The 24308-nt window shown below is 71.6% G+C and carries 26 protein-coding genes; 18 read left to right on the top strand and 8 right to left on the bottom strand.

The genetic code is table 11. The features are described 5' to 3' along the window. Nucleotides 1-146: 146 nt before the first annotated feature. Together ABT084_RS17880 and ABT084_RS17875 are read left to right on the top strand one after the other, a co-directional pair. Nucleotides 147-1334 (top strand): ferrochelatase, encoded by a 1188-nt coding sequence (locus ABT084_RS17880; protein WP_351044398.1) that lies wholly within the window; start codon nucleotides 147-149, stop codon nucleotides 1332-1334. 46 nt (nucleotides 1335-1380) lie between these two features. After that, nucleotides 1381-2181, top strand: a complete 801-nt coding sequence (locus tag ABT084_RS17875) for an inositol monophosphatase family protein (RefSeq protein WP_351044502.1) — start codon at nucleotides 1381-1383, stop codon at nucleotides 2179-2181. A 156-nt stretch (nucleotides 2182-2337) separates the two neighbouring features. Here the strand turns inward: ABT084_RS17875 and ABT084_RS17870 are convergent, their stop codons facing one another. Continuing rightward, nucleotides 2338-2523, bottom strand: coding sequence for a hypothetical protein (locus ABT084_RS17870; protein WP_351044396.1), 186 nt, complete (start codon nucleotides 2521-2523; stop codon nucleotides 2338-2340). Between the two features lie 256 nt (nucleotides 2524-2779). On the opposite strand from ABT084_RS17870, the gene ABT084_RS17865 reads away from it, so the two are divergent. The 4 genes from ABT084_RS17865 (at nucleotide 2780) to ABT084_RS17850 (ending at nucleotide 6298) form a co-directional block, all read left to right on the top strand. Continuing rightward, complete coding sequence (locus ABT084_RS17865) at nucleotides 2780-3433, top strand: response regulator transcription factor (RefSeq protein ID WP_283449645.1); 654 nt, start codon at nucleotides 2780-2782, stop codon at nucleotides 3431-3433. Between the two features lie 5 nt (nucleotides 3434-3438). Continuing rightward, entirely contained in the window at nucleotides 3439-4686 is a 1248-nt protein-coding gene (locus ABT084_RS17860; RefSeq protein WP_351044392.1) for a sensor histidine kinase, read from the top strand. A 383-nt stretch (nucleotides 4687-5069) separates the two neighbouring features. Beyond that, nucleotides 5070-5366, top strand: a complete 297-nt coding sequence (locus tag ABT084_RS17855; protein ID WP_283449648.1) for a DUF4193 domain-containing protein — start codon at nucleotides 5070-5072, stop codon at nucleotides 5364-5366. 11 nt (nucleotides 5367-5377) lie between these two features. Continuing rightward, a complete protein-coding gene (locus ABT084_RS17850) occupies nucleotides 5378-6298 on the top strand; it encodes a hypothetical protein (protein ID WP_351044389.1) in 921 nt (306 codons plus the stop codon). A 135-nt stretch (nucleotides 6299-6433) separates the two neighbouring features. On the opposite strand, the gene ABT084_RS17845 is transcribed toward ABT084_RS17850, so the two are convergent. Then, complete coding sequence (locus tag ABT084_RS17845) at nucleotides 6434-6889, bottom strand: DUF3093 domain-containing protein (protein ID WP_351044386.1); 456 nt, start codon at nucleotides 6887-6889, stop codon at nucleotides 6434-6436. Between the two features lie 58 nt (nucleotides 6890-6947). On the opposite strand from ABT084_RS17845, the gene ABT084_RS17840 reads away from it, so the two are divergent. From ABT084_RS17840 to ABT084_RS17810, 7 genes are all read left to right on the top strand, one after another. Then, complete coding sequence (locus tag ABT084_RS17840; RefSeq protein ID WP_351044385.1) at nucleotides 6948-7532, top strand: PaaI family thioesterase; 585 nt, start codon at nucleotides 6948-6950, stop codon at nucleotides 7530-7532. Then, nucleotides 7532-8068, top strand: a complete 537-nt coding sequence (dut, locus tag ABT084_RS17835) for a dUTP diphosphatase (RefSeq protein ID WP_351044382.1) — start codon at nucleotides 7532-7534, stop codon at nucleotides 8066-8068. The genes ABT084_RS17840 and dut overlap by 1 nt, the downstream gene beginning before the upstream one ends. Nucleotide 8069: 1 nt before the next feature. Beyond that, nucleotides 8070-8846, top strand: a complete 777-nt coding sequence (locus tag ABT084_RS17830; RefSeq protein WP_351044379.1) for a DUF3710 domain-containing protein — start codon at nucleotides 8070-8072, stop codon at nucleotides 8844-8846. A 159-nt stretch (nucleotides 8847-9005) separates the two neighbouring features. Next, entirely contained in the window at nucleotides 9006-11603 is a 2598-nt protein-coding gene (locus tag ABT084_RS17825; RefSeq protein ID WP_351044376.1) for a DUF4118 domain-containing protein, read from the top strand. Further along, nucleotides 11600-12286: a response regulator gene (locus ABT084_RS17820; protein WP_351044373.1), complete on the top strand. Its 687-nt coding sequence runs from the start codon at nucleotides 11600-11602 to the stop codon at nucleotides 12284-12286. The genes ABT084_RS17825 and ABT084_RS17820 overlap by 4 nt, the downstream gene beginning before the upstream one ends. 24 nt (nucleotides 12287-12310) lie before the next feature. Continuing rightward, the gene (locus tag ABT084_RS17815) at nucleotides 12311-12730 is read left to right on the top strand and encodes an OB-fold nucleic acid binding domain-containing protein (RefSeq protein ID WP_330333123.1); all 420 of its coding nucleotides are present in this window, start codon (nucleotides 12311-12313) and stop codon (nucleotides 12728-12730) included. A 3-nt stretch (nucleotides 12731-12733) separates the two neighbouring features. Then, nucleotides 12734-13516, top strand: a complete 783-nt coding sequence (locus ABT084_RS17810) for a DUF3159 domain-containing protein (protein ID WP_502968964.1) — start codon at nucleotides 12734-12736, stop codon at nucleotides 13514-13516. 150 nt (nucleotides 13517-13666) lie between these two features. Here ABT084_RS17810 and ABT084_RS17805 read toward each other — a convergent pair whose 3' ends face one another. Both ABT084_RS17805 and ABT084_RS17800 read right to left on the bottom strand, forming a co-directional pair. Continuing rightward, nucleotides 13667-14329 (bottom strand): potassium channel family protein, encoded by a 663-nt coding sequence (locus tag ABT084_RS17805; RefSeq protein ID WP_351044370.1) that lies wholly within the window; start codon nucleotides 14327-14329, stop codon nucleotides 13667-13669. Then, a complete protein-coding gene (locus ABT084_RS17800) occupies nucleotides 14326-14994 on the bottom strand; it encodes a potassium channel family protein (protein ID WP_351044367.1) in 669 nt (222 codons plus the stop codon). Before ABT084_RS17800 ends, ABT084_RS17805 begins: the two co-directional genes overlap by 4 nt. Nucleotides 14995-15269: 275 nt before the next feature. On the opposite strand from ABT084_RS17800, the gene ABT084_RS17795 reads away from it, so the two are divergent. Further along, nucleotides 15270-17345, top strand: coding sequence for an APC family permease (locus ABT084_RS17795; RefSeq protein WP_351044365.1), 2076 nt, complete (start codon nucleotides 15270-15272; stop codon nucleotides 17343-17345). Nucleotides 17346-17509: 164 nt separating this feature from the next. Next, a complete protein-coding gene (locus tag ABT084_RS17790; RefSeq protein ID WP_351044362.1) occupies nucleotides 17510-18844 on the top strand; it encodes a class I SAM-dependent RNA methyltransferase in 1335 nt (444 codons plus the stop codon). A gap of 32 nt (nucleotides 18845-18876) precedes the next feature. On the opposite strand, the gene ABT084_RS17785 is transcribed toward ABT084_RS17790, so the two are convergent. Next, a complete protein-coding gene (locus tag ABT084_RS17785; protein ID WP_351044359.1) occupies nucleotides 18877-20559 on the bottom strand; it encodes an SWIM zinc finger family protein in 1683 nt (560 codons plus the stop codon). Nucleotides 20560-20770: 211 nt separating this feature from the next. After that, entirely contained in the window at nucleotides 20771-21190 is a 420-nt protein-coding gene (locus ABT084_RS17780; protein WP_351044356.1) for an arsenate reductase ArsC, read from the bottom strand. A 72-nt stretch (nucleotides 21191-21262) separates the two neighbouring features. Between ABT084_RS17780 and ABT084_RS17775 the strand changes: the two genes are divergently transcribed. The 3 genes from ABT084_RS17775 to ABT084_RS17765 all read left to right on the top strand — a co-directional run bounded on the left by ABT084_RS17775 (nucleotide 21263) and on the right by ABT084_RS17765 (nucleotide 23365). Continuing rightward, on the top strand, nucleotides 21263-21577 hold the full coding sequence (locus tag ABT084_RS17775; RefSeq protein ID WP_351044354.1) for an ArsR/SmtB family transcription factor: 315 nt from the start codon (nucleotides 21263-21265) through the stop codon (nucleotides 21575-21577). A gap of 34 nt (nucleotides 21578-21611) precedes the next feature. Further along, on the top strand, nucleotides 21612-22409 hold the full coding sequence (locus tag ABT084_RS17770; RefSeq protein ID WP_351044351.1) for an aquaporin: 798 nt from the start codon (nucleotides 21612-21614) through the stop codon (nucleotides 22407-22409). 179 nt (nucleotides 22410-22588) lie between these two features. Beyond that, the gene (locus ABT084_RS17765) at nucleotides 22589-23365 is read left to right on the top strand and encodes a TSUP family transporter (protein ID WP_502968963.1); all 777 of its coding nucleotides are present in this window, start codon (nucleotides 22589-22591) and stop codon (nucleotides 23363-23365) included. On the opposite strand, the gene ABT084_RS17760 is transcribed toward ABT084_RS17765, so the two are convergent. Both ABT084_RS17760 and ABT084_RS17755 read right to left on the bottom strand, forming a co-directional pair. Next, entirely contained in the window at nucleotides 23358-23852 is a 495-nt protein-coding gene (locus tag ABT084_RS17760) for a GNAT family N-acetyltransferase (RefSeq protein WP_351044345.1), read from the bottom strand. The genes ABT084_RS17765 and ABT084_RS17760 overlap by 8 nt on opposite strands. Next, the gene (locus tag ABT084_RS17755) at nucleotides 23849-24211 is read right to left on the bottom strand and encodes an ArsR/SmtB family transcription factor (protein WP_351044342.1); all 363 of its coding nucleotides are present in this window, start codon (nucleotides 24209-24211) and stop codon (nucleotides 23849-23851) included. Before ABT084_RS17755 ends, ABT084_RS17760 begins: the two co-directional genes overlap by 4 nt. Between the last annotated feature and the right edge of the window lie 97 nt (nucleotides 24212-24308).

The raw sequence follows: 24308 nt of genomic DNA, 5'->3' as shown, positions 1-24308 counted from the left end.
TGGCCCGTACAGGTTACGACCGCGGTGCGGTGCCCGCAGGGGGAGTCACCAGCGGCAACTTAGGCTGACCTTACCTGCGTGCCGGGTCCGGGTTGACGGGCGAGGCCGTTTCCCGGGCGCCGCGGGCGGGTGGCAGGATTCGAGGCATGTCAGACCAGCACCCCGCCGCTGCCCGCGCCACCGGTCCCGAGACCGGAGCCGCCGGACCCGCCGCCCCTTACGACGCCCTGCTGCTGCTGTCCTTCGGCGGCCCGGAGGGCCCGGACGACGTGGTGCCCTTCCTGGAGAACGTCACGCGCGGGCGCGGCATCCCGCGCGAGCGGCTCAAGGAGGTCGGCAAGCACTACTTCGGCTTCGGCGGGGTCAGTCCGATCAACGGGCAGAACCGCGAGCTGCTCGCCGCGCTGCGCGAGGACTTCGCCGAGCACGGGCTGGACCTGCCGGTCTACTGGGGCAACCGGAACTGGGCGCCGTACCTGGACGACGTCATGCGCGAGATCGCCGCCGACGGGCGCCGCCGCGTCGCCGTCCTCGCGACCAGCGCCTACGCCTCGTACTCCGGGTGCCGGCAGTACCGCGAGAACCTCGCCGACGCGCTCGCCAAGGTCGAAGCGGAGGGCCTGGAGCGGCCCCGGGTGGACAAGCTGCGGCACTACTTCAACCACCCCGGCTTCGTGCAGCCCATGATCGACGGGGTGCTCGCCGCGCTGGAGTCGCTGCCGCCGGAGTCCCGCGCGGGCGCCCACCTCGCCTTCACCACCCACTCCATCCCGGACGCCGCGGCCGATTCCTCGGGCCCGGCCGAGGACCACACGGAGCACGGCGAGGGGGGCGCGTACGTCAAGCAGCACCTGGACGTCGCCCGCGTGATCGCGGACGCGGTGCGGGCGGCGACGGGGGCCCCGCGGCCCTGGAAGCTCGTCTACCAGTCCCGCAGCGGCGCCCCGCAGACGCCCTGGCTGGAACCGGACATCTGCGACCACCTGGAGGCCCTCCACGAGGCCGGGGCCGCCGCGGCGGTGATGGTGCCCATCGGCTTCGTCTCCGACCACATGGAGGTCCTGTACGACCTCGATACGGAGGCGACCGCGAAGGCGGCGGAGCTCGGGCTCCCGGTGGCCCGTTCGGCGACCGTCGGCGCCGACCCGCGGTTCGCGGCCGCCGTGCGCGAGCTGGTGCTGGAGCGGGCGGCCGCCGAGCGCGGCGAGCCGGTGGAGCGCTGCGCGCTCGGGCTGCTCGGGCCGAGCCACGACCTGTGCGCGGTGGGCTGCTGCCCGGCGCGCGCGCCCCGGCCCGCGGCCGCGGGCGCCGACAGTCCGTTCGCGGACGCGTGAGGAGACCGCTGTGACGCCCGTGACCCCTGTGACGCCCGTGCCGCCCGTGAGCGACGAACTGCTCGCCGAACTGCTGGAGGTGGCCCTGGAGGCCGCCCGGCGCGCCGGTGAGCTGCTCAAGGACGGCCGCCCGGCCGACCTGGCGGTGGCGGCGACCAAGAGCAGCCCCATCGACGTGGTCACCGAGATGGACATCGCCGCGGAGAAGCTGATCGCCGGACTCCTGGCGGAGCGCCGGCCCGCGGACGGGATCCTCGGCGAGGAGGGCGCGGACACGCCCGGCACCAGCGGGGTCCGCTGGGTCGTGGACCCGCTGGACGGGACCGTGAACTACCTCTACGGCCTGCCCAGCTGGGGGGTCTCGATCGCCGCCGAATACCGGGGCGAGACGGTCGTGGGCGTGGTCGCGGCCCCGATGCGCGGCGAGACCTGCCACGCGGTGCGCGGCGGCGGGGCCTGGATGGGCGGCGCCCGGCTGTCCTGCCGGGCGCCCGCGCCCCTGGACCAGGCGCTGGTCGCGACCGGTTTCGCGTACGTACAGACGCGGCGCGCGCACCAGGCGGAGGTGGCCCGGAAGATCGTTCCGCTGGTACGGGACATCCGCCGCGGCGGATCGGCCGCGCTGGACCTGTGCGACGTCGCGGCGGGGCGGCTGGACGCCTACTACGAGCGCGGGCTGAACCCCTGGGACCTGGCGGCCGGGGACCTGATCGCCCGCGAGGCGGGTGCCCTGACGGGTGGCCGGCCGGGGGAGGCGGCGTCCGGGGAACTGGCGCTCGCCGGATCTCCGGCCGTGTTCGCCTCGCTCCAGCCGCTGCTCGAGGAGGCGGGGGCGTGGCACGACTGACGGCCCGCGCCGGGCACGCGCCCGCGGTGTGAACCCGTGGTGTGCGGGGGCCCGAACGCCGTCCGGCTCCGGCGCGGAGCGCGCCGGAGCCGGACGGGTCGGACGGAGGGTGAGGGTCGGGGCCGGGCCGGAGCCCAGGGCCGGTGGGTCGGTCGGTCAGGCGGCGGAGGCCGGGACCTGCACCTGCACCTGCACGCCGTGTTCGGCGGCGAGGCGCTGGAGGTCTTCCAGCTCCGCCTGTTCGACGTCCGCGAGGAAGTCGTCACCGGCCTCGCGAGCCCGCATGAGGTCGGTCTGCGTGCTCCTGATGCGCTGCAGGAGACCCGCGGTGAATGCGTCCATGATGCGCCCCCTCTTCGTGGGTCGGCGGCGGCGAGCACGAGGCGCGCCACTGGCAAGGAGTGATCGGGGTGTTCTGACGTCCTCCCCGGCACCCTGGGCGCAGAAACCTCGCGAGGCCGAGGAATAACCCGCCGCCCCCCGGTGGGGCCCCTCAGGGGCGCCTCAGGGGCGCCTTACAGCCGGTTTACGGCTGAAAGGGGCAGGATGGACGACGCAATACACGTGTGCCCTCAAGGGCTCGGAGGAAGGAAACGACGTGCGCGTACTCGTCGTCGAGGACGAGCAGCTGCTCGCCGATGCGGTGGCCACCGGACTGCGCCGCGAGGCCATGGCGGTGGACGTCGTGTACGACGGCGCGGCCGCCCTGGAGCGCGTCGGTGTGAACGACTACGACGTGGTGGTGCTGGACCGGGACCTCCCGCTCGTGCACGGCGACGACGTCTGCCGCAAGATCGTCGAGCTGGGCATGCCCACCCGGGTGCTGATGCTGACCGCCTCCGGTGATGTCAGCGACCGCGTCGAGGGCCTGGAACTGGGCGCCGACGACTACCTGCCCAAGCCGTTCGCGTTCACCGAGCTGACCGCCCGGGTGCGCGCGCTGGGGCGGCGTACGACCGTCGCGCTGCCGCCCGTGCTGGAGCGGGCCGGGATCAAGCTGGACCCGAACCGGCGCGAGGTGTTCCGGGACGGCAAGGAGGTGCAGCTGGCGCCGAAGGAGTTCGCGGTGCTGGAGGTCCTCATGCGCAGCGAGGGCACGGTCGTCTCCGCGGAACAGCTGCTGGAGAAGGCCTGGGACGAGAACACCGATCCCTTCACCAACGTCGTCCGGGTGACCGTCATGACGCTGCGGCGCAAGCTCGGAGAGCCCCCGGTCATCGTGACCGTGCCGGGCTCCGGATACCGGATCTGACGCGGATGGCAGCCTCTCCGGCGCCACCCGCGGCGCCACCGAAACCGACCTGGGACCCCGGCCAGCCCGAGGGTCCTTTCCCTTGGCTCAGGCCGACGATCCGCATACGTCTCACGCTGCTCTACGGCGGCATGTTCCTGATCGCCGGGATCCTGCTGCTGTCGATCATCTACCTGCTGGCCGCCCAGGCCCTGCGGGAGGGCAACGGCCTGCCGTTCAAGATCGTGGGCGGCACCAAGGTCGAGGTCTCCAGCAGCACCTGCCCGGGCGTGCAGTCGATCGAGCAGTCGCTCGACCGCTTCAACCAGGTGATCACCGAGTGCGTCAACGTCCAGCGCAAGCACGCGCTGGACGACCTGCTCAGCCGTTCGCTGATGGCCCTGCTGGGCCTCAGCATCATCGCGTTCGCCTTCGGCTACGCGATGGCCGGCCGGGTGCTGTCGCCCCTCGGCAAGATCACCCGGACCGCGCGGCGCGTGGTCGGCTCGGACCTGACCCGGCGGATCGAGCTCGACGGGCCCGACGACGAGCTCAAGGAGCTGGCCGACACCTTCGACGAGATGCTCGACCGGCTGGAGCGGGCGTTCACCGCGCAGCAGCGGTTCGTCGCCAACGCCTCGCACGAGTTGAGAACACCGCTCGCCATCAACCGGACCCTGCTGGAGGTGCACCTCTCCGATCCTGGGGCGCCGGTGGAGCTCCAGCAGCTCGGCAAGACCCTGCTGGCCACCAACGAGCGCAGCGAGCAGCTCGTCGAGGGCCTGCTGCTGCTCGCCCGCAGCGACAACCAGATCATCGAGCGCAAGCCGGTGGACCTCGCGGAGGTCGCTTCCCGGGCCCTGGACCAGGCGCGCGTCGAGGCGGCGGCGAAGGGGGTGGAGATCCGCGGCGAGCGCGCCCTGGCGGTCGTACAGGGCAACGGCGTGCTCCTGGAGCGGATCGCGCTCAACCTGGTGCAGAACGCCGTGCGGTACAACGTGCCGGAGAACGGCTGGGTCGAGGTCACCACCGAGGTGCAGCACGGTCTGGCGGTGCTCCTGGTATCGAACACGGGTCCCGTGGTTCCCGCGTACGAGATCGACAATCTCTTCGAGCCGTTCCGGCGGCTGCGCACGGAGCGCACGGGCAGCGACAAGGGCGTCGGGCTCGGTCTCTCCATCGCGCGCTCGGTCGCCCGGGCGCACGGCGGGCGGATCCACGCCGAGCCCCGGGAGGGCGGTGGCCTCGTGATGCGTGTCACTCTGCCCATCTGAAACTCCCGACCTCTGTTCGCTCTTGGCTGAATGCGAGGGCGGCCAGGGGGGTGGATTCTGTGTGATCGATCACAGTGTCGAGTGGGGGGTCATGTACGTTCAGTGACCCCTGGGGCGGCCGGAAAGCCCGGGAAGTCCGGGTTTCCGGCCCCCCGCATGGCGGGAAATACACGAGGTGGCGCTCGTGCAAGGCGACCCCCGGACCGTGTACGGTCCCGGTCGTCATCCCAGCTGAACGCCGCGTAAGGCGAGCGGCTGGGTGTCGATTGAGTAACAGACCTTGATGTGAGGCAAAATCTCCGCCTCAGGTCGGGCACAAGTCCGGCCTCTCGCGCGTTACGTGCGCTGAGACACCGCTAAATCCCAGAGGGGGAGAGCGAAAAATGGCAACGGACTACGACACCCCACGCAAGACAGACGACGATGTCGACAACGACAGCATTGAAGAGCTGAAGGCTCGTCGTAACGAGAAGTCGTCCTCGACCGTCGATGTCGACGACTTCGACGCGGCGGAGGGCATGGAGCTTCCCGGTGCGGACCTCTCCAACGAGGAGCTGGCCGTCCGGGTCCTGCCCAAGCAGGCCGATGAGTTCACCTGCACGAACTGCTTCCTGGTTCACCACCGCAGCCAGCTGGCCCGGGAGAAGAACGGCCAGCCGATCTGTCGCGACTGCGACTAGGAGCGTCGGCCGTGACGGGCTCGACGCCTTTTCGCAGGCTGCGCCTGCGAAAACAGCATGATGATCCGGTGGAAACGCACGAGGGCGCCACGGACCCGGCAACGGGCCCCGAAGCACCCGGCGTGCCCGCCTTGCCCTCCGGGGCCGCAGGGCCCCGGCCCTCGGTCGCGGAGGCTGCCGAGGAGCCTCGGCGAGCCGCTGCGGCTCGTCGGCTGCACGCCGTCAAGAGCGGGGTGCGCAAGGGCGGTGAGGGAGTCAGGGCCGCGGCCCTCTTCGTCACCGACCGGATCATCGAGAACGCCCCGCGCGTTCCGGTACGGGACCTCGCGACCCTGCGCGCGCAGTTCCCGGGCCTCGGTCCCGATCAGCTTGCCGACAAGCTGATCGCGGGTGCCGCCAACGCCAGCTCGACCGTCGGCGCGGGGATCGGTGCGGCGGCGATGCTGCCCGTGCCGCCCGCCATGCCGGCGGAACTGGCCGCGGAGATCACCGGCGTCGCGGCGATCGAGCTCAAACTGATCGCCGAGCTGCACGAGGTCTACGGCCTGCGGCCGCCCGGCACGCTCAAGGAGCGCAGCCTCGGCTACCTCACGGCGTGGACGGAGGAGCGGGGCGTGGACCTCTCCCGGCCCACCACGCTCAACGCCGCCCTGGGCGGCCAGATGAAGCGCGAGCTGCGCCAGCAGATCATGAAGCGCATGGTGCGCAACCTGCCGAACCTGATGCCGTTCATGGTCGGCGCGGCCGTCGGCGCGGTGATGAACCGCCGCGACACCCGCAAACTCGCCGAGAAGGTCCGCAGCGACCTGCGGGCCCGGGCCGTGCCCTGGAGCGCGCTCAAGCAGCTGCCGCCCCTGGAGCAGCCCCTCCAGGCCCTTCCCGAGGCCACCAGGGCCGCCCTCGAGGGTCCCGGAACGCAGGCGCACGACTGAGGCCCCTGTGACGGGCGGGGCGCTTGGGGCTGTTTTACGGGGGTGGATCTACGCGGTCCGGTCTACTCGGTCGGTCCTGTTTGCGCGGTCCGGTCTACTCGGTCCGGTTCGCGCGGTCCCGTCCAGGCGGTCGGTTCACGCACGCGCCGCGCGCAGCGCCGCCGCCAGGGCCTCGGGCTCCCGCGTCGAGACGTACACGTACGGCGTCGGGTCCGTCGGGTCGGTGACCTCGACCCGGACCGCCGTCGGCACGTAGCTGCGCATCAGCATGAAGGCGCGGGTGTCCGCCTTGTACGTCCGCCAGGCGCGCGCCTCCTCGGCGTCCAGCACCTCCGGCTCGCCCAGCGCCGACACCGGGATCCGCGCGTCCCCGATGCTCAGGGCGCCGTTCACGACCCGGACGCGGGCGGACCCGTACGCACTCACCGCCAGCCCCGCGAGGGCCGTCCCGCCGACCAGCCCGGCCAGCAGCGGCAGGGTGCCCAGGGGCAGCAGCATCAGCGCGCACGACAGACCCAGCAGTACGGAGATGCCCCACCAGGTGCGGGGGGCGGTCAGTCGTTCGTCGTGGTGCGCGGGGGAGAGCTGCATGGCTCCAAGCTTGGCACGGGGCGACCCGCGCCCGGCGGCGCGGGTAAGGTCTGCGCCTGTGAGTGGACGAAACACAGCGTTGACGCCTCCCGCCGATGCCACGGCGCCGGTGCGGCACCCCGATGCCCCGGCACCCGGCGAACTCCTCGGCGCGCACTACGAGCACTGTTTCGGCTGCGGCGGGGGCCAGCCGCACGGGCTCCACCTGGAGGCCAGGGCCGGCGAGGGCGTGCGGGTCACCGCCGAGTTCACCGTCAAGCCCGCCCACCAGGGCGCCCCGGGCCTGGCCCACGGCGGTGTGCTCGCCACGGCGCTCGACGAGACCCTCGGCTCCCTGAACTGGCTGCTGCGCCTCATCGCGGTGACCGGTCGGCTGGAGACCGACTTCGTGCGGCCCGTGCCCGTCGACACCGTGCTGTACCTCGAGGCCGAGGTCACCGCCGTCGCCGGACGGAAGATCTACTCCACGGCGGTCGGCCGGATAGGCGGCCCGCAGGGCCCGGTGGCGGTCCGCGCCGAGGCCCTGTTCATCGAGGTCAAGGTCGACCACTTCATCGACAACGGACGGCCCGAGGAGATCCGGGCGGCGATGGCCGACCCGGACCAGGTCAAGCGCACTCGCGCCTTCGAGGTGAACCCCTGATGTCCCAGAACGCCCACGCATCCGTCGACGTACTGATCCGCCGCGTCGACCCCGAGGTACCCCTGCCCGCCTACGGTCACCCCGGCGACGCCGGATGCGACCTGGTCACCACGCAGGCCGCGGAACTGGCTCCCGGCGAGCGGGCCGTGCTGCCCACCGGGGTGTCGATCGCGTTGCCCGACGGCTACGCCGCCTTCGTGCACCCGCGCTCCGGACTGGCCGCACGCTGCGGGCTCGCGCTCGTGAATGCCCCGGGGACGGTGGATGCCGGGTACCGTGGGGAAATCAAGGTGATCGTGGTCAATCTCGACCCGCGCGAGAGCGTGCGGTTCGAGCGTTTCGACCGCATTGCCCAGCTGGTTGTCCAGCGGGTCGAGAGGGTGCGCTTCCACGAGGTGGCGGAACTTCCCGGCTCGGCGCGGGCCGAGGGGGGTTTCGGCTCCACCGGTGGTCATGCGGCCGTGGCCGGAACCGACGCTGGTCAGCAGGGTGGGAATGGCTACGCTTCGGTCGTAACCGACCGGGAAGGACAGTGACGTGTTCGGACGTCGCAAGAAGAACGACTCCGTCAATGACGGCAGCGCGGCCGAGCAGGTCGACGGCATCGAGGCCGAGGGCCAGGACGTCGCCGACGACTCCGCCGCGGACGCGCCGCGCAGGCTGAACCTGCCGCCGGCCCCGCGTCCGGACGGCCCCTGGGACGACTCCGAGGTCATGGCCCCGGCCGAGGGCCGGGTCGACCTCGGCGGCATCCTGGTACCCGGTGTCGAGGGCATGGAGCTGCGCGTCGAGGTCGCCGGGGACGCGATCGTCGCCGCGACCGTCGTGCTGCACGACAGCGCGGTGCAGCTGCAGGCCTTCGCCGCGCCCAAGAAGGAAGGCATCTGGGGCGAGGTCCGCGAGGAGATCGGCGCGGGCATCACCCAGCAGGGCGGCATCATCGAAGAGGTCCAGGGTCCGCTGGGCTGGGAGCTGCGCGCGCAGGTCCCGGTTCCGCTGCCCGACGGCCAGACCGGCGCCCAGCTGGTCCGCTTCGTGGGTGTCGACGGCCCGCGCTGGTTCCTGCGCGGTGTCATCTCCGGCCAGGGCGCGGTGCGTCCCGAGGCCGCCGGCGTGCTGGAGCAGATCTTCCGGGACACCGTCGTGGTGCGCGGCGAGGGTCCGATGGCCCCGCGCGACCCGATCGTCCTGAAGCTGCCGAACGACGCCCAGATGGTGCCGGACGGCGTGCAGACGGAGGAGCAGGAAGGTTCGCGCTTCTCCGGCGGCATGGGTCAGCTGGAGCGCGGTCCGGAGATCACCGAGGTCCGCTGAGCACCCGTACGACGCGTTTTCGGCCGTGGGCCGCATCCCCCAGGGGGTGCGGCCCACGGCCGTGTCCGGGTGACGGGAGCGCGTCAGGGAAGCGTCAGGGATGTCCGTACGGGTGGTCATCCGCGCGTACGGAGCCGACGCGTCCCCGAGAATGGGCACATGGGACGCGGCAAACTACGGATCTACCTCGGCGCGGCTCCCGGTGTGGGCAAGACCTACGCGATGCTGTCCGAGGGCCACCGGCGGGTGGAGCGCGGCACCGACTGCGTCGTGGGCTTCGTCGAGCACCACGGGCGCCCGCGCACCGAGGTGATGCTGCACGGCCTGGAGCAGACGCCGCGCCGCGAGGTGACGTACCGCGACGCCGTTTTCACCGAGATGGACGTGGACGGGCTGCTCGCCCGCAAGCCCACCATCGCGCTCGTGGACGAGCTGGCGCACACCAACGTGCCGGGCTCGCGCAACGCCAAGCGCTGGCAGGACATCGAGGAGCTGCTGAAGGCGGGCATCGACGTCATCTCCACGGTGAACATCCAGCACCTGGAGTCCCTCGGTGACGTGGTCGAGGCGATCACCGGGGTCCGCCAGCGGGAGACCGTCCCCGACGAGGTGGTCCGGCGGGCCGACCAGATCGAGCTGGTCGACATGTCGCCGCAGGCGCTGCGGCGCCGGATGGCGCACGGCAACGTCTACCAGCCCGACAAGGTCGACGCGGCGCTGTCCAACTACTTCCGCCCCGGCAACCTCACCGCGCTGCGCGAGCTGGCGCTGCTGTGGGTGGCCGACCGGGCCGACGAATACCTCCAGCAGTACCGCGGCGAGCACAACATCCGCTCCACCTGGCAGGCCCGCGAGCGGATCGTCGTCGGCCTGACCGGCGGCGCGGAGGGGCGCACGCTCATCCGCCGCGCGGCCCGGATCGCGGCCAAGGGCTCCGGCAGCGAGATCCTGGCCGTCTACATCGCCCGCAGCGACGGGCTGACGGCGGCCTCGCCCAAGGAGCTGGCGGTCCAGCGGACCCTGGTCGAGGACCTTGGCGGAACGTTTCACCATGTGATCGGCGACAACGTCCCCGACGCCCTGCTGGAATTCGCCAAGGGGGTCAACGCCACCCAGATCGTCCTCGGCTCCAGCCGCCGCAAGGCCTGGCAGTACGTCTTCGGACCCGGGGTGGGCGCCACCGTCGCCCGCGACTCCGGGCCCGACCTCGACGTCCACATCGTCACCCACGAGGCGGTTGCCCGGGGGCGCGGGCTGCCCGTCGTGCGCTCCGCGGCCCGGCTGGGCCGCAACCGGATCGTGGCCGGCTGGACGGTCGGCGTGCTGCTGCCCGGGCTGCTCGCCCTGGTGCTCACGCACATCGACACCGACCCGGGCATCGCCAACGAGATGCTGCTCTTCCTGTCGCTCACGGTCGGCTCCGCCCTGCTCGGCGGGCTCTATCCGGCGCTCGCCTCGGCAGCCCTCGGGTCCCTGCTGCTCAACTACTACTTCGCCCCACCGGTGCACCGGTTCACCATCTCCGACCCCAAGAACATCGTGGCCATCGCGGTCTTCTTCGGGGTGGCCGTCTCGGTCGCCTCCGTGGTCGACCTCGCTGCCCGGCGCACCCACCAGGCGGCCCGGCTGCGCGCCGAATCCGAGATCCTCTCCTTCCTGGCGGGCAGCGTCCTGCGCGGCGAGACCACCCTCGACGCCCTGCTGGAGCGGGTCCGGGAGACCTTCGCCATGGAGTCCGTGGCCCTGCTGGAACGCGAGAGCGACGTCGAGCCCTGGGTCCCGGCGGGCAGCGTCGGCCCGGACCCGGTGGCCCGGCCCGAGGACGCCGATGTGGACATGCCCATCGGGGACCACATGGCGCTGGCCCTGAGCGGGCGGGTGCTGCCCGCCGAGGACCGCCGGGTACTGGGCGCCTTCGCCGCGCAGGCCGCCGTCGTACTGGACCGCCAGCGCCTGGTCGGCGAGGCCGAGGGCGCCCGCCGGATGGCCGAGGGCAACCGGATCCGCACCGCCCTGCTCGCCGCCGTCAGCCACGACCTCCGCACCCCGCTCGCCTCGATCAAGGCCTCCGTCAGCTCGCTGCGCTCCGATGACGTGGAGTGGTCCGAGGAGGACCGGGCCGAGCTGCTGGCGGGCATCGAGGAGGGCGCCGACCGGCTCGACCACCTGGTGGGCAACCTGCTCGACATGTCCCGGCTGCAGACCGGCACGGTCACCCCGCTGATCCGGGAGATCGACCTCGACGAGGTGGTCCCGATGGCGCTGGGCGGCGTACCGGAGGGCAGCGTCGTGCTCGACGTGCCGGAGTGGCTGCCGATGGTCGCGGTGGACCCGGGGCTGCTGGAGCGGGCCGTGGCCAACGTCGTCGAGAACGCCGTCAAGTACAGCCCGGGCGGGGAACCGGTGACCGTCGCCGCGAGTTTCCTCGGTGACCGGGTCGAGGTGCGCGTGGTGGACCGCGGGCCCGGCGTCCCCGACGAGGCCAAGGACACGATATTCGCCCCCTTCCAGCGCCACGGGGACGCCCCGCGCGGCGCCGGGGTCGGCCTCGGCCTCGCGGTCGCCCGGGGCTTCGCCGAGGCCATGGACGGCACCCTCGCTGCCGAGGACACCCCCGGCGGGGGGCTGACGATGGTGCTCACCCTGCGCGCGGTCAGGACCGCCCCGGCCGGGCCCGCCGCCCCGGGCCCCGCCCCGGCCCCCGAAGACGTTCCGCTCCCTCCGACAGCCGTACGACAGAAGGCAGGACCTCAATGACCCGGGTGCTCGTGGTGGACGACGAGCCGCAGATCGTCCGAGCCCTCGTGATCAACCTCAAGGCGCGCAAGTACGAGGTCGACGCCGCCGCGGACGGGGCGCAGGCCCTGGAGCTCGCCGCGGCCCGTCACCCCGACGTGGTCGTCCTCGACCTCGGCCTGCCCGACATGGACGGGGTCGAGGTGATCAAGGGGCTGCGCGGCTGGACCCGGGTGCCCATCCTGGTGCTCTCCGCCCGCCACAGCTCCGACGAGAAGGTCGAGGCCCTCGACGCGGGCGCCGACGACTACGTCACCAAGCCCTTCGGGATGGACGAGCTGCTGGCCCGGCTGCGCGCCGCCGTCCGCCGTGCCGAACCGGGCGCGGGCGCCGGCGAGGACGAGGTGATCGTGGAGACCGCGGGCTTCACCGTGGACCTGGCCGCGAAGAAGGCGGTGCGGGAGGGGCGCGACGTACGCCTGACGCCCACCGAGTGGCACCTGCTGGAGGTCCTGGTCCGCAACGGGGGCAAGCTCGTCAGCCAGAAGCAGCTGCTCCAGGAGGTCTGGGGGCCCTCGTACGGCACCGAGACGAACTACCTGAGGGTCTACATGGCCCAGCTGCGCCGCAAACTGGAGGCCGACCCCTCGCACCCGCGGCACTTCATCACCGAACCGGGCATGGGATACCGCTTCGAGAGGTAGCCGACGCGCCGGTACGCTTCCTGTATGAGTGCTGAACCGCGTCCCGAGAAGCCCGCGAAACCGGCCAGGCCGGGGGGCCGGTTCCGCCGGATGATAGAGCGGCTTTCCACCTCCCAGGAAGAGCTGCATTCGGCGGAGCTGCAGGAGGACGCAGAAGCCGCGGGGTGCACGCGGATCTGCGACTGCCACGACCGCCAGATAGTCAAGGTCACCGGTACGCTGCGCACGGTCACACTGCGGCCGAGGGCGGGCGTACCGGCGCTCGAGGCGGAGCTGTTCGACGGCTCCGCCGCGCTGGACGTCGTCTGGCTCGGCCGTCGCTCGATCGTGGGTATCGAGCCGGGCAGGCGCATGATCGCCTCCGGGCGGATCTCCATGAGCCATGGGCGCCGGGTCCTCTTCAACCCGAAGTACGAACTCCGACCGCTCGGACAGGAGCACTAGCCGGTGACGTCACTCGACAAACCGACCCATCAGCCGACCGGCGGGCAGCCGGGGGCCCAGGCCCCCGACGCCCAGCCGACCGCGGACCAGAAGGCCGTGACACAGGCGGCGCTCTTCGATGCCTTCGGCGGCATCCGGGGCACGGTGGAGACCATGCTCCCGGGCCTGCTCTTCGTCATGATCTACACGATCAACAAGAACGTGACGATGTCCGCCATCGCGGCGGGCGCCGTGGCGGTCCTGCTGGTCATCGTGCGGCTCGCCCGCAAGGACACCGTCAAGCACGCCTTCAGCGGCGTCTTCGGCGTCGGCGTGGGCGTGGCCTTCGCCCTCTTCACCGGCACGGCCAAGGGCTTCTACCTGCCCGGCATGATCTACGGCGCGGGCCTGGGCGTGGCCTTCACGCTCTCCGCGCTGGTGGGCTTCCCGCTGCTCGGCGTGATGCTCGGGCCGGTCTTCAAGGAGAACCTGTCCTGGCGCACCCGCAACCCGGGGCGCAAGACGGCGTACACCAAGGCCAGTCTGGCCTGGGGCCTGATCTTCCTCGCCAAGTACGCGATCCTCTTCCCGCTGTACTTCTGGGGGGACGAGACGCAGCTGGGCTGGGTGCTGATCGCGCTCAAGCTGCCGCCGATGGTGCTGGCCGTGTACTTCACCTGGCTGTTCCTGGCGAAGGCGCCGCCGCCCATCAACGTGATGGCGGAGTGGGAGGCCGAGGAGGCCGCCGAGAAGGAGCGCAAGGCGGCGGCGAAGGCCGCCAAGACGGCGCGGCACCGGCAGGTCTGATCCGCCGGCGCCAGGCGCCACATGCACGCGGAAGGCGCCAGGCGCCACATGCACACGGAAGGCGCCAGGCGCCACATGCACGCGGAAGGGGCGGGTGGCCACCCGCCCCTTCCGCGTGTGCGCGTGTGCGTACGACCGGGCGCGCCGGGGTCAGCGGCGGGCCTGGAGGAGTTCCTCCAGCTGCTCCTCGCGGGCCTGGGCGGCCACGAAGAGGAGTTCGTCGCCGGACTCCAAGGTCTCTTCCGGGTGCGGCGTGAGCACCCGGTTGCCGCGGATGATCGTGACGAGCGAGGTGTCCTCGGGCCAGCTGATCTCGCCGATCTGGGTCCCGGCGAACGGGGACTCCGGCGGCAGGGTCAGCTCGACGAGGTTGGCGTCGCCGTGGCTGAAGCGCAGCAGCCGGACCAGGTCGCCGACGCTCACCGCCTCCTCGACCAGGGCCGACATCAGGCGCGGGGTGGAGACGGCGACGTCCACGCCCCAGGCCTCGTTGAAGAGCCACTCGTTCTTCGGGTTGTTCACCCGGGCCACCACGCGCGGCACCCCGTACTCGGTCTTCGCGAGCAGCGACACGACGAGGTTGACCTTGTCGTCACCGGTGGCCGCGATGACCACGTTGCAGCGCTGGAGCGCGGCCTCGTCCAGCGAGGTGATCTCGCAGGCGTCGGCCAGCAGCCACTCGGCCTGCGGCACCCGCTCCACCGAAATGGCGGTCGGCGCCTTGTCCACGAGGAGAACCTCGTGCCCGTTCTCCAGCAGTTCGCCCGCGATGGAGCGGCCCACGGCGCCGGCACCGGCGATCGCGACCCTCATGCGTGTGCCTCCTCGGGGCCCTCGGCGAAGGCCGCCTCGACCTTGTCGATCTCGTCCGTGCGCATCATCACGTGGACGAGGTCGCCTTCCTGGAGCACGGTCTGGGAGGTCGGCAGCATCGCCTCGCCCAGCCGGGTGAGGAACGCGACCCGTACGCCGGTCTCCTCCTGCAGGTTGCTCACCTTGTGCCCGATCCAGGCGGCGGAGGTGTGCACCTCGGCCAGCTGGACCCCGCCGCTCGGGTCGCGCCACAGCGGCTCGGCCCCGGACGGCAGCAGCCTGCGCAGCATCTGGTCGGCGGTCCACCGGACGGTCGCGACGGTGGGGATGCCCAGGCGCTGGTAGACCTCGGCGCGCTTGGGGTCGTAGATACGGGCGGCGACGTTCTCGATGCCGAACATCTCGCGGGCCACCCGGGCGGCGATGATGTTGGAATTGTCACCACTGCTGACCGCGGCGAAGGCTCCCGCCTCCTCGATGCCGGCCTCGCGCAGGGTGTCCTGGTCGAAGCCGACGCCGGTGACGCGGCGGCCCCCGAAGGACGCCCCCAGTCGGCGGAACGCGGTGGGGTCCTGGTCGATGACGGCGACCGTATGCCCCTGCTGCTCCAAGGTCTGCGCGAGGGCGGAGCCCACTCTTCCGCAGCCCATAATGACGATGTGCACGGCCGTCCTTCCGGCTGTCGGCGGCTGGCGGCCTGCCGTGGGACTCCCTGCGGGGTTCCGTCGGGTTCCACGGGGACCAGCCTTTGTTTCCTGCTCAGGCTTAACAGGGTCTCAGACCATGGCCCAAGCTACACACGGGCGGTCACCAGTGTGGCCCCCGTTACGTCTCCCGTTACGTCTCCCGTTACGTCTCCCGGGGTCCTGTGGTCTGCAAATGCCCCGCCATGGGGGTGGTGGTTGGCCAGCCGAAATTCCCAACGCTTACGATCCTCTGCGTGTCCAAACTGACCGACGTGCCCAAACGGATCCTGATCGGCCGGGCGCTACGCAGCGACCGCCTCGGAGAAACGCTCCTCCCCAAGCGGATCGCCCTCCCCGTCTTCGCCTCCGACCCGCTCTCCTCAGTGGCATATGCCCCTGGCGAGGTACTGCTGGTCCTGTCGATCGCGGGCGTGTCGGCGTACCACTTCAGCCCGTGGATCGCCGTGGCGGTCGTCGTGCTGATGTTCACGGTGGTCGCTTCCTACCGGCAGAACGTCCACGCCTACCCGAGCGGCGGCGGCGACTACGAGGTCGCCAACACCAACCTCGGCCCCAAGGCGGGCCTCACCGTCGCCAGCGCCCTGCTGGTCGACTACGTGCTGACCGTCGCCGTCTCGATTTCCTCCGGCGTCGAGAACCTCGGCTCCGCCGTCGATTTCGTCATCGAGCACAAAGTGCTCTCGGCGATGATCATGATTCTGCTCCTCACGCTGATGAATCTGCGCGGAGTGAAGGAATCCGGGAATCTCTTCGCCATCCCGACCTATGTGTTCGTCGGCGCGGTATTCGTGATGATCGCCTGGGGTGCCTGGCGCGGCCTCGTCATGGGCGACACCATGACGGCGCCCACGGCCCATCTGGAGATCAAGGCGGAACACCAGGGGCTGGCGGGCTTCGCCCTGGTCTTCCTGTTGCTCCGGGCGTTCTCCTCGGGCTGCGCCGCCCTCACCGGCGTCGAGGCCATCTCCAACGGCGTCCCCGCCTTCCGCAAGCCCAAGAGCAAGAACGCGGCCACCACCCTCGCCCTCATGGGCGGCCTGGCCGTCACCATGTTCTGCGGCATCATCGCCCTGGCGATGGCCACCAACGTGCGGATGGCCGAGAGCCCCGGCACCGACCTGCTGGACAAGGGCGTCCCCGTCGGCGCGGGCTACGTCCAGCACCCGGTGATCTCCCAGGTCGCCGAGGCCGTCTTCGGCAACGGCAGCTTCCTGTTCATCGTGCTCGCCGCGGCCACCGCGCTCGTCCTCTTCCTCGCCGCCAACACCGCGTACAACGGCTTCCCGCTGCTCGGCTCGATCCTCGCCCAGGACCGGTACCTGCCGCGCCAGCTGCACACCCGCGGTGACCGGCTCGCCTTCTCGAACGGCATCGTGCTGCTCGCCGGCGCCGCGATGCTGCTGGTGTGGGTCTACGACGCCGACTCCACGAAGCTGATCCAGCTCTACATCGTCGGCGTGTTCGTCTCCTTCACGCTCAGCCAGATCGGCATGGTCCGGCACTGGAACCGCCACCTGCGGTCCGAGCAGGACACCGCGGCCCGCCGCCGGATGCACCGCTCCCGGGCGATCAACACCTTCGGCGCGATCTTCACCGGGCTGGTGCTGGTCGTCGTACTCGCCACCAAGTTCACGCACGGCGCCTGGGTCGCCCTGCTCGGCATGGTGATCTTCTACGGCACGATGACCGCGATCCGGAAGCACTACGACCGGGTCTCCGCCGAGATCGCGGCCGCCGACGGGCCCTCCGAGGACAGCGTGCGGCCCTCCCGGGTCCACTCGATCGTCCTCGTCTCCAAGGTCCACAAGCCCACGCTGCGGGCGCTGGCCTTCGCCAAGCTGACCCGCTCGGACACCCTGGAGGCGCTCAGCATCAGCGTCGACCCGGTCGAGACGAAGGCGCTGCGGGCCGAGTGGGAACGGCGCGGGATCAACGTCCCGCTCAAGATCCTCGACTCGCCGTACCGGGAGATCACCCGGCCGGTGGTGGAGTACGTGAAGGGGCTGCGCAGCGAGAACCCGCGCGACGCGGTCAGCGTCTACATCCCCGAGTACGTCGTCGGACGCTGGTACGAGCACCTGCTCCACAACCAGAGCGCGCTGCGGCTCAAGGGGCGGCTGCTCTTCACCCCCGGTGTGATGGTCACCTCGGTGCCCTACCAGCTGGAGTCCTCCGAGCTCGCGAAGAAGCGCGCCAAGCGGCGCCAGGACTGGAACGCGCCGGGCGCGGTGCGCCGCGGGCCCGTGGACACACCGGGGGCGCCCCGTCCCAAGCCCAAGCCGAAGTCCAAGGACTCGGCGGCGAAGTAGGTCCGGGCGTGAGCGCCGTAGGTCCCGGCGTGAGCGTCGTGCGTCCGGGCGTGAGCGCCGGATGATTGGTGAACGGCCGGACGAGATCCACGTAAACTGGTGGGTCGGCTGTCCGGCCGTTCTTTTCCGCAGGCCCCACCCTTGATCCTTGGAGTTCCCCCACCATGACCGAGCAGAACGAGACGAAGAAGTCACTGGTCGGGGAAGAGTACGAGGTCGAGGTCGGCGCCGTTGCCCACGGCGGCCACTGCATCGCCCGCACCGCCGAGGGCCGGGTCCTGTTCGTCCGGCACACCCTGCCCGGCGAGAAGATCATCGCGAAGGTCACCGAGGGCGACGAGGACTCCCGCTTCCTGCGCGCCGACGCGGTGACCGTCCTCGAAGCGTCCAAGGACCGCATCGAGGCCCCGTGCCCGTACGCCGGTCCGGGCAAGTGCGGCGGCTGCGACTGGCAGCACGCCAAGCCCGGCGCCCAGCGCCGGCTCAAGGGCGAGGTCGTGGCCGAGCAGCTCCAGCGCCTCGCCGGGCTCACCCCCGAAGAGGCCGGCTGGGACGGTACGGTCCTGCCCGCCGAGGGCGACAAGCTGCCCGCCGGACAGGTGCCCGCCTGGCGCACCCGGGTGCAGTTCGCGATCGACGAGGACGGCCGCACGGGCCTGCGCAAGCACCGCTCGCACGACATCCAGCCGGTCGAGCAGTGCCTGATCGCGTCCCCGGGCGTCACCGAACTGGGCATCGAGAAGCGCGAGTGGCCCTCGCTGGCCGCGGTCGAGGCCATCGCCGCCTCGGGCTCCGGTGACCGCCAGGTCATCCTGACCCCGCAGCCCGGCGGCCGCCTGCCGCTGGTCGAGCTGGACAAGCCGGTCTCGGTCCTGCGGGTCGAGGAGAAGGACGGCGGCATCCACCGCGTCCACGGCCGCGCCTTCGTCCGCGAGCGCTCCGACGGCCGGACCTACCGCGTCGGCATGGGCGGCTTCTGGCAGATCCACCCGCAGGCCGCCGACACCCTGGTGAAGGCCGTCATGCAGGGCCTGATGCCGCGCAAGGGAGAGATGGCCCTCGACCTCTACTGCGGCGTGGGCATCTTCGCGGGCGCCCTGGCCGAGCGCCTCGGCGACACGGGCGCGGTGCTCGGCATCGAGTCGACGAAGCGCGCGGTCGAGGACGCCCGGCACAACCTCCAGGACATGGAGCGCGTCCGCATCGAACACGGCAAGGTCGAGCAGGTCCTGCCGCGCACGAAGATCAGCGAGTGCGACCTGATCGTCCTGGACCCGCCCCGCGCGGGCGCGGGCAAGCAGACGGTCCGCCACCTGGCCGGCCTCTCCCCGCGCCGCATCGCGTACGTCGCCTGCGACCCGGCGGCCCTGGCCCGCGACCTGGCGTACTTCAAGGACAACGGCTACAAGGTCCGCACGCTGCGCGTCTTCGACCTCTTCCCGATGACGCACCACGTGGAGTGCGTCGCGATCCTCGAGCCGATCGCGAAGGCGGCCTGACCTGCACGTCAGGGCAGTGTGGGCCCCTGGTGTTACAGCCCGTGCCGGTCGAGCATCGCCAGCAGGTTGCGCTTGCGTTTCTGGCCGGAGCGCAGGGTGGTCATGTAGGTGGTGAACGCGTCCTGCGTGCCCAGGATGCGGTGGCACGCGCGGGCACTGAGCAGCAGCTCGGTGAGCTGCTCGTACGTGGCGTCGCCGGTGCGGGTGAGGAGGGGGCCGATCAGGCGCAGGTACACGGTCAGGGCGTCGGAGGGGCGGCGGTCCCGGACGCGGTCGGCGAGGGTGAGCCACTGGCGGCCGTCGGCGTGACCTTCGGCGGCTGCCTCCCAGGCCGCGTCGTGGTCGGCGTCGTCCAGCAGGGCGTCGACCAGGGCCGAGCCCTGGTGGCCCAGGCTCCTCCGGGGGCGGGCATCGGCGCGCAGCAGGTCCAGGGCGTCGGCCCGCGCGGGTTCGTCCCAGCAGTCGGCCGCACCGGCTGCCGTTCGCAGCTCTTGGTAGGCGGTCAGGGACCGGCGGCGTACGAGTACGTCGCGGCGCACCGCGATGACATCGGCCGGGCGGCCGGCCCGGGCGTAGCGCTCGCAGACGAGGTCCACCAGGCGGCTGTCCGGGCCGAGCGCGGGATCGCACTCGCGCAGGCCGCGCTCCGCCCATTCCAGGGCCTCGGCCGGGCGGCCCGCCCGCTCGAGTTCCTGGGCGATCACCAGATGCGTGGCGCCGGTCGGGGAGAGGTCGGCCGCATGGACGGCGATCAGCGCGTCGACGCTGCCTTCCGACTTCGTCAGCTCCTCCATGAGGTATTTCTCCGTCCAGCCCTTCGGGTTGGCGCGCCAGGCCGCGACCACCAGCTCGTGCGCCCGCGCCAGGCCCGCCTCGCCCAGTACCTCCTCGTAGTCGGTCAGGGCGATGCCGGTGGCGTCGTTCAGATCGCCCAGGAGGTGGCCCACCAGCCACTCGGCGGTATGCGCCGGGTCGGGGCGGGCCTCCCGGCAGGCGTCCAGATGCACCTCGGCCAGTCCGGTGGCCACGTCGCCGATGAGGCCGTCCGAGTCGTCGATCTCGCCGTAGGTCCGGCCGAGGGCCGCGATGGCCTCCCGGGCCAGCTCCACCGCGTCCGCGGCCCGTCCGGTCTCCGTCAGGGTGCGGAGCGCGGAGACGGCCTCGGCGGCCTGCTGCCCGTAGGCATGGGCGTCCGCGTATTCGACGTAGCCGTACCGGGCGAAGGGCCGGGTGTCGAGCAGGCCCAGGACGCGCTCGCGTACCGCGCCGGGATCGCCCCCGGCGGTCGCCGCCCGCAGTTCGAGGCGACGGCGCAGGTCGCGGTCGCCCGCGAGGTGCTCCCGTACCAGGGAGAGGAGTTCGTCCCGGGTACGCGATTCCAGCCAGGCGTTGAGCTGGCGGCCGCGGGACGCGGCGGCTGCCCGTTGCACGGGTACCGACTCCGCCTGTCGTAGGACGGTCAGGCCCACCGCCACGCAGTGCTTGCAGAAGTTGCCCTCCTGCCCGTACGGGCAGGAGCACCATCCGGTGAGGCCGTCCTCGTGCTCCGTCAGTTCGACCTCGTAGGCATCGGTGCCGTCGACGGTCGCGGTGATCGCCGACTCCTCGATTTCCAGCGCGGACACGGAGGAAAGGTAGCTGAGACCCCGCTCGAACGACCGCGATCCCGCCAGTCGTCGCAGCTCGTCCTCGGCGAATCCACGTGTGGTACCCATGGGTCTCATTCAACTGGATCGGACCCGCGCGCAGCCACGGTCGAGCGGAGTTCCGGCCGCCTCGCGCCCGTCGTGGCCGATGCGGTAGCCGGAGCCGGAGCCGGAGCCGATGCGGTAGCCGGAGCCGGAGCCGGAGCCGGAGCCGGAGCCGGTGATGATGACGTTGCGTATGCCGTCACCGGTGGTGGTGGCGGTCGTGCCGGTCGCGGGGTCAGGCCTGCTTCTTGGCGTCGATCTCGGCGATCAGGCCCTCGATGAGGCCCTTGATCTCGTCGCGGATGGGGCGGACGGCCTCGACGCCCTGGCCGGCCGGGTCTTCGAGCTGCCAGTCGAGGTAGGTCTTGCCGGGGAAGTACGGGCAGGCGTCGCCGCAACCCATCGTGATGATGTAGTCGGACGCCTTGGCGGCCTCGGGGGTGAGGACCTTCGGCTTCTGGTCGGAGATGTCGATGCCCAGCTCGGCCATCGCGGCGACGGCCGAGGGGTTGATCCGATCTCCGGGGACCGAGCCGGCGGAGCGGACCTCGACCCGGTCACCCGCGAGGTGGCGCAGGAACCCGGCCGCCATCTGGGAGCGGCCCGCGTTGTGGATGCAGACGAACAGGACGGAGGCGGCAGGAGCGGAGGACATCTGTTCTTCCTTGGAGCCAATAGGGTCAGGCCAGGCTGGTGTCAGCCCAAACTGATGTGACAGTATCAGTACATGATGACGTCAGTCGACACTGAACTGATCCGAATCCTGGCCGACCCCCTCAGGCTCCGGATCGTGACCCTGCTCTCCCGCGAGACGCTGTGCACCACACATCTCGTGGAGGAGACCGGTGCCAAGCAGACCAACCTCTCCAACCACCTGAAGGTGCTCAGAGAGGCCGGGGTCGTGGAGACCGAACCGTGTGGCCGCTTCATCTACTACAGACTCCGCCCGGACGTCATCGAGGCCATCGCCGGCCAGTTCGCAGGGCTCGCGCAGGCCGCGCGCGCCACGTCCGAAGCGAACATCAAGCGGTCCTGCCCATAGTCCGCTGTGCCCCTCACCTGCCCGAGGAGAACCGTTGTCCGTCACCGAGCCCGTCGCCGCCGCACCCGCAGCGGCCACCGCGATACCCGCCGACGCGCCCCGGCCCGCACCCGGCGCGAGCCCGCCCGCCAGTCCGCTGGTGGCCCGCGCAGCGGCCGAACTCGTCGGGACGGCAGCGCTGGTCGCGGTCGTCGTCGGGTCCGGCATCCAGGCGGCGAAGCTGACCCAGGACGTCGCGCTGCAGCTGCTGGCCAACTCCACCGCCACGGTCTTCGGCCTCGGCGTCCTGATCGCTCTCCTCGGCCCCGTCTCCGGAGCCCACTTCAACCCGGTGGTCAGCCTCGCCGAGTGGTGGGCCACCCGCCGCACCGGAGGTGGCGTCACCGCCCGTGAGCTGGCCGTCTACGTGCCCGCGCAGATCGTCGGCGCCATCGCGGGGGCGATCCTGGCCGACGCGATGTTCGGCGAGCCCCTGGTGAAGTGGGCGACCCACGACCGCTCCGCCGGGAACCTGCTGCTGGGTGAGGTCGTCGCCACCGCCGGTCTGATCCTGCTGATCTTCGGTCTGGCCCGCACCGACCGCCTGCGGTTCGCGCCGGTCGCGGTGGCCTCGTACATCGGCGCCGCGTACTGGTTCACCTCCTCCACCTCCTTCGCCAACCCGGCCGTCACCATCGGCCGCGCCTTCACCGACACCTTCGCGGGCATCGCGCCCGCCTCGGTTCCGGCGTTCGTCGGCGTGCAGCTGGTGGGTGCGGTGCTGGGGCTGGCCCTGGTGGCGGTCATCTTCATGCGGGGCAAGACGGCGACCGCCGGAGCTGCTTCGGCATGACGCGGTCCACGGGTGTGGTGGTGATCGGTGGCGGCAGGACGAGGACGTCTCCTGCACCTCCGCCCGCAACGCCTTCCCCGGGGATCGTGACGGCCATCAAGCCCGGCGACGTCACCGCCCGCGTGAAGTCGACCGGCGTGTACGTCGAACGAGGCTGACCCGCGGTCGTGGAGTGGGGGGTGGGGTCGGCCGGTCTGGTGGCCGGTCTGCTGATCGCGGTGGTGACCGCTCCGGTGGGGGTGTCGGGGGCGGTGTTCCTGCTGCCCGTGCAGCTGAGCGTCTTCGCGGTGCCGAGTCCGGCGGTGACCCCGACCAATCTCCTCTACAACGTCGTCGCCGGCCCCGGCGCGCTCCTGCGCCACCGCCGCACCGGCGCCCTGCAGGGCCCGCTGGTGCGCCGACTGGTGCTCGGCACTCTGCCGGGAGTGGTCGTCGGTGCGGTCATCCGCGTGTTCGCCATCCCGGGGCCGGCCGTCTTCAAGGTCCTGGTGGCCGTCTTCCTGCTGCCGCTGGGGACCTGGCTGATCGCCCGCACCCTCCTGCCGCCCCGGTCGGTGAAGCCGTCCGGGGACCGGCCGTCCGCGCGAGCGGTCACGGGCCTGGCCCTGATCGTGGGGGTGGTCGGCGGGATCTACGGCATCGGCGGCGGTTCGCTCCTCGGCCCGATCCTGGTCGGGCGCGGCGTGCCGGTCGCGAAAGTGGCGCCCGCGGCTCTGGCGTCGACGTTCGCGACGTCCGTCGTCGGGTCCGCTACGTACGCGGCGCTGTCCCTGACCGGGGCCGGCGGCATCGCGCCCCACTGGTTCCTCGGCCTGGCCTGCGGCCTGGGCGGCCTCATCGGCGGCTACCTCGGCGCTCGCCTGCAGCCCCGGCTCCCGGAGAAGGCCCTGCGACTGCTCCTCGGCGTACTGGCCGCAGGTGTGGGCGCCCTCTACGCCATCGAGTCGCTCAGCTGACCTTCGGGCTGCGGCGCTCCAGCAGGACCACGTCGCGCCACGCGCCGCGGTGGAGGCCGATGCGCTCGCGGGTGCCGATGACCCGGAAGCCGGCCCGCTGGTGCAGGGCCAGGCTCGCGGCGTTCTCGGGAAAGATCCCGGACTGGATCGTCCAGATGCCTTCCGCCTCTGCCGAGGCGATCAACGCGTCCAGCAGGGCTCGGGCGACCCCCCGGCCCCGGGCGGCGGGGTGGACGTAGACGGAGTGCTCGACCACGCCCGCGTACGCGCAGCGGTCGGAGACCTTCGACGCGGCCACCCACCCGAGGACCTGCCCGTCGGGGTCGATCGCGGCGAAGCGGTGCCCGGCGAGCTTCGCCGCGTCGAACTCCGCCCAACTGGGGGCGGCGGTCTCGAAGGTGGCGTTGCCCTCGTCGATCCCGGCTTGGTAGATCGCCAGGACCTCGTCCGCGTGCGCCCCGGCCAGAGGCTCGATACGGACGTTCATGCCCCGCCCGCCCGCGTCAGGAGAGCCCCCATGGCAGCGAGAACGGCGGGCTCCACCCGGTAGTACACCCAGGTACCGCGCCGCTCGGAGGAGAGCAGGCCCGCGTCCTTGAGCTTCTTCAGGTGGTGGGAAACCGTCGGCTGGGAGACGCCGACATCGGAGATGTCGCAGACGCACGCCTCGCCACCCTCGTGGGAGGCGACGGCGGAGAACAGCCGCAGGCGCACCGGGTCACCCAGCGCCTTGAACATGACCGCGGTCCGCTCCGCCTCCTCGGCCGTCAGCGGGCGCTCCGTCAGCGGCGGGCAGCACGCCGCCGCGGCCTCCGGCTCCAGCAGCGGCAACACCTTCGTCGTCATGCTCCCATCATCCGTGGAAATTCGACAGATGTCTATGTTGACGAACATCGATCCAGGAGTCACTCTGGAGGCGTCAGGACATCGACAAACATCAAAT

Origin of the sequence: Streptomyces sp. NPDC002138, assembly GCF_040296485.1 — a bacterium.
Taxonomy (GTDB): Bacteria; Actinomycetota; Actinomycetes; order Streptomycetales; family Streptomycetaceae; genus Streptomyces.
Note: the sequence above shows the minus strand (reverse complement) of the source record. Positions and strands in the feature narration are given on the sequence as shown.

Coding starts and splice junctions, on each gene's coding strand:
- ABT084_RS17775 (WP_351044354.1), top strand. CDS start 21,263: ATGATGACGTCAGTCGACACTGAACTGATCCGAATCCTGGCCGACCCC.
- ABT084_RS17860 (WP_351044392.1), top strand. CDS start 3,439: ATGGCAGCCTCTCCGGCGCCACCCGCGGCGCCACCGAAACCGACCTGG.
- ABT084_RS17845 (WP_351044386.1), bottom strand. CDS start 6,889: ATGCAGCTCTCCCCCGCGCACCACGACGAACGACTGACCGCCCCCCGC.
- dut (WP_351044382.1), top strand. CDS start 7,532: ATGTCCCAGAACGCCCACGCATCCGTCGACGTACTGATCCGCCGCGTC.
- ABT084_RS17820 (WP_351044373.1), top strand. CDS start 11,600: ATGACCCGGGTGCTCGTGGTGGACGACGAGCCGCAGATCGTCCGAGCC.
- ABT084_RS17760 (WP_351044345.1), bottom strand. CDS start 23,852: ATGAACGTCCGTATCGAGCCTCTGGCCGGGGCGCACGCGGACGAGGTC.
- ABT084_RS17825 (WP_351044376.1), top strand. CDS start 9,006: ATGGGACGCGGCAAACTACGGATCTACCTCGGCGCGGCTCCCGGTGTG.
- ABT084_RS17790 (WP_351044362.1), top strand. CDS start 17,510: ATGACCGAGCAGAACGAGACGAAGAAGTCACTGGTCGGGGAAGAGTAC.
- ABT084_RS17785 (WP_351044359.1), bottom strand. CDS start 20,559: ATGGGTACCACACGTGGATTCGCCGAGGACGAGCTGCGACGACTGGCG.
- ABT084_RS17805 (WP_351044370.1), bottom strand. CDS start 14,329: ATGAGGGTCGCGATCGCCGGTGCCGGCGCCGTGGGCCGCTCCATCGCG.
- ABT084_RS17880 (WP_351044398.1), top strand. CDS start 147: ATGTCAGACCAGCACCCCGCCGCTGCCCGCGCCACCGGTCCCGAGACC.
- ABT084_RS17755 (WP_351044342.1), bottom strand. CDS start 24,211: ATGACGACGAAGGTGTTGCCGCTGCTGGAGCCGGAGGCCGCGGCGGCG.
- ABT084_RS17855 (WP_283449648.1), top strand. CDS start 5,070: ATGGCAACGGACTACGACACCCCACGCAAGACAGACGACGATGTCGAC.
- ABT084_RS17815 (WP_330333123.1), top strand. CDS start 12,311: ATGAGTGCTGAACCGCGTCCCGAGAAGCCCGCGAAACCGGCCAGGCCG.
- ABT084_RS17780 (WP_351044356.1), bottom strand. CDS start 21,190: ATGTCCTCCGCTCCTGCCGCCTCCGTCCTGTTCGTCTGCATCCACAAC.
- ABT084_RS17870 (WP_351044396.1), bottom strand. CDS start 2,523: ATGGACGCATTCACCGCGGGTCTCCTGCAGCGCATCAGGAGCACGCAG.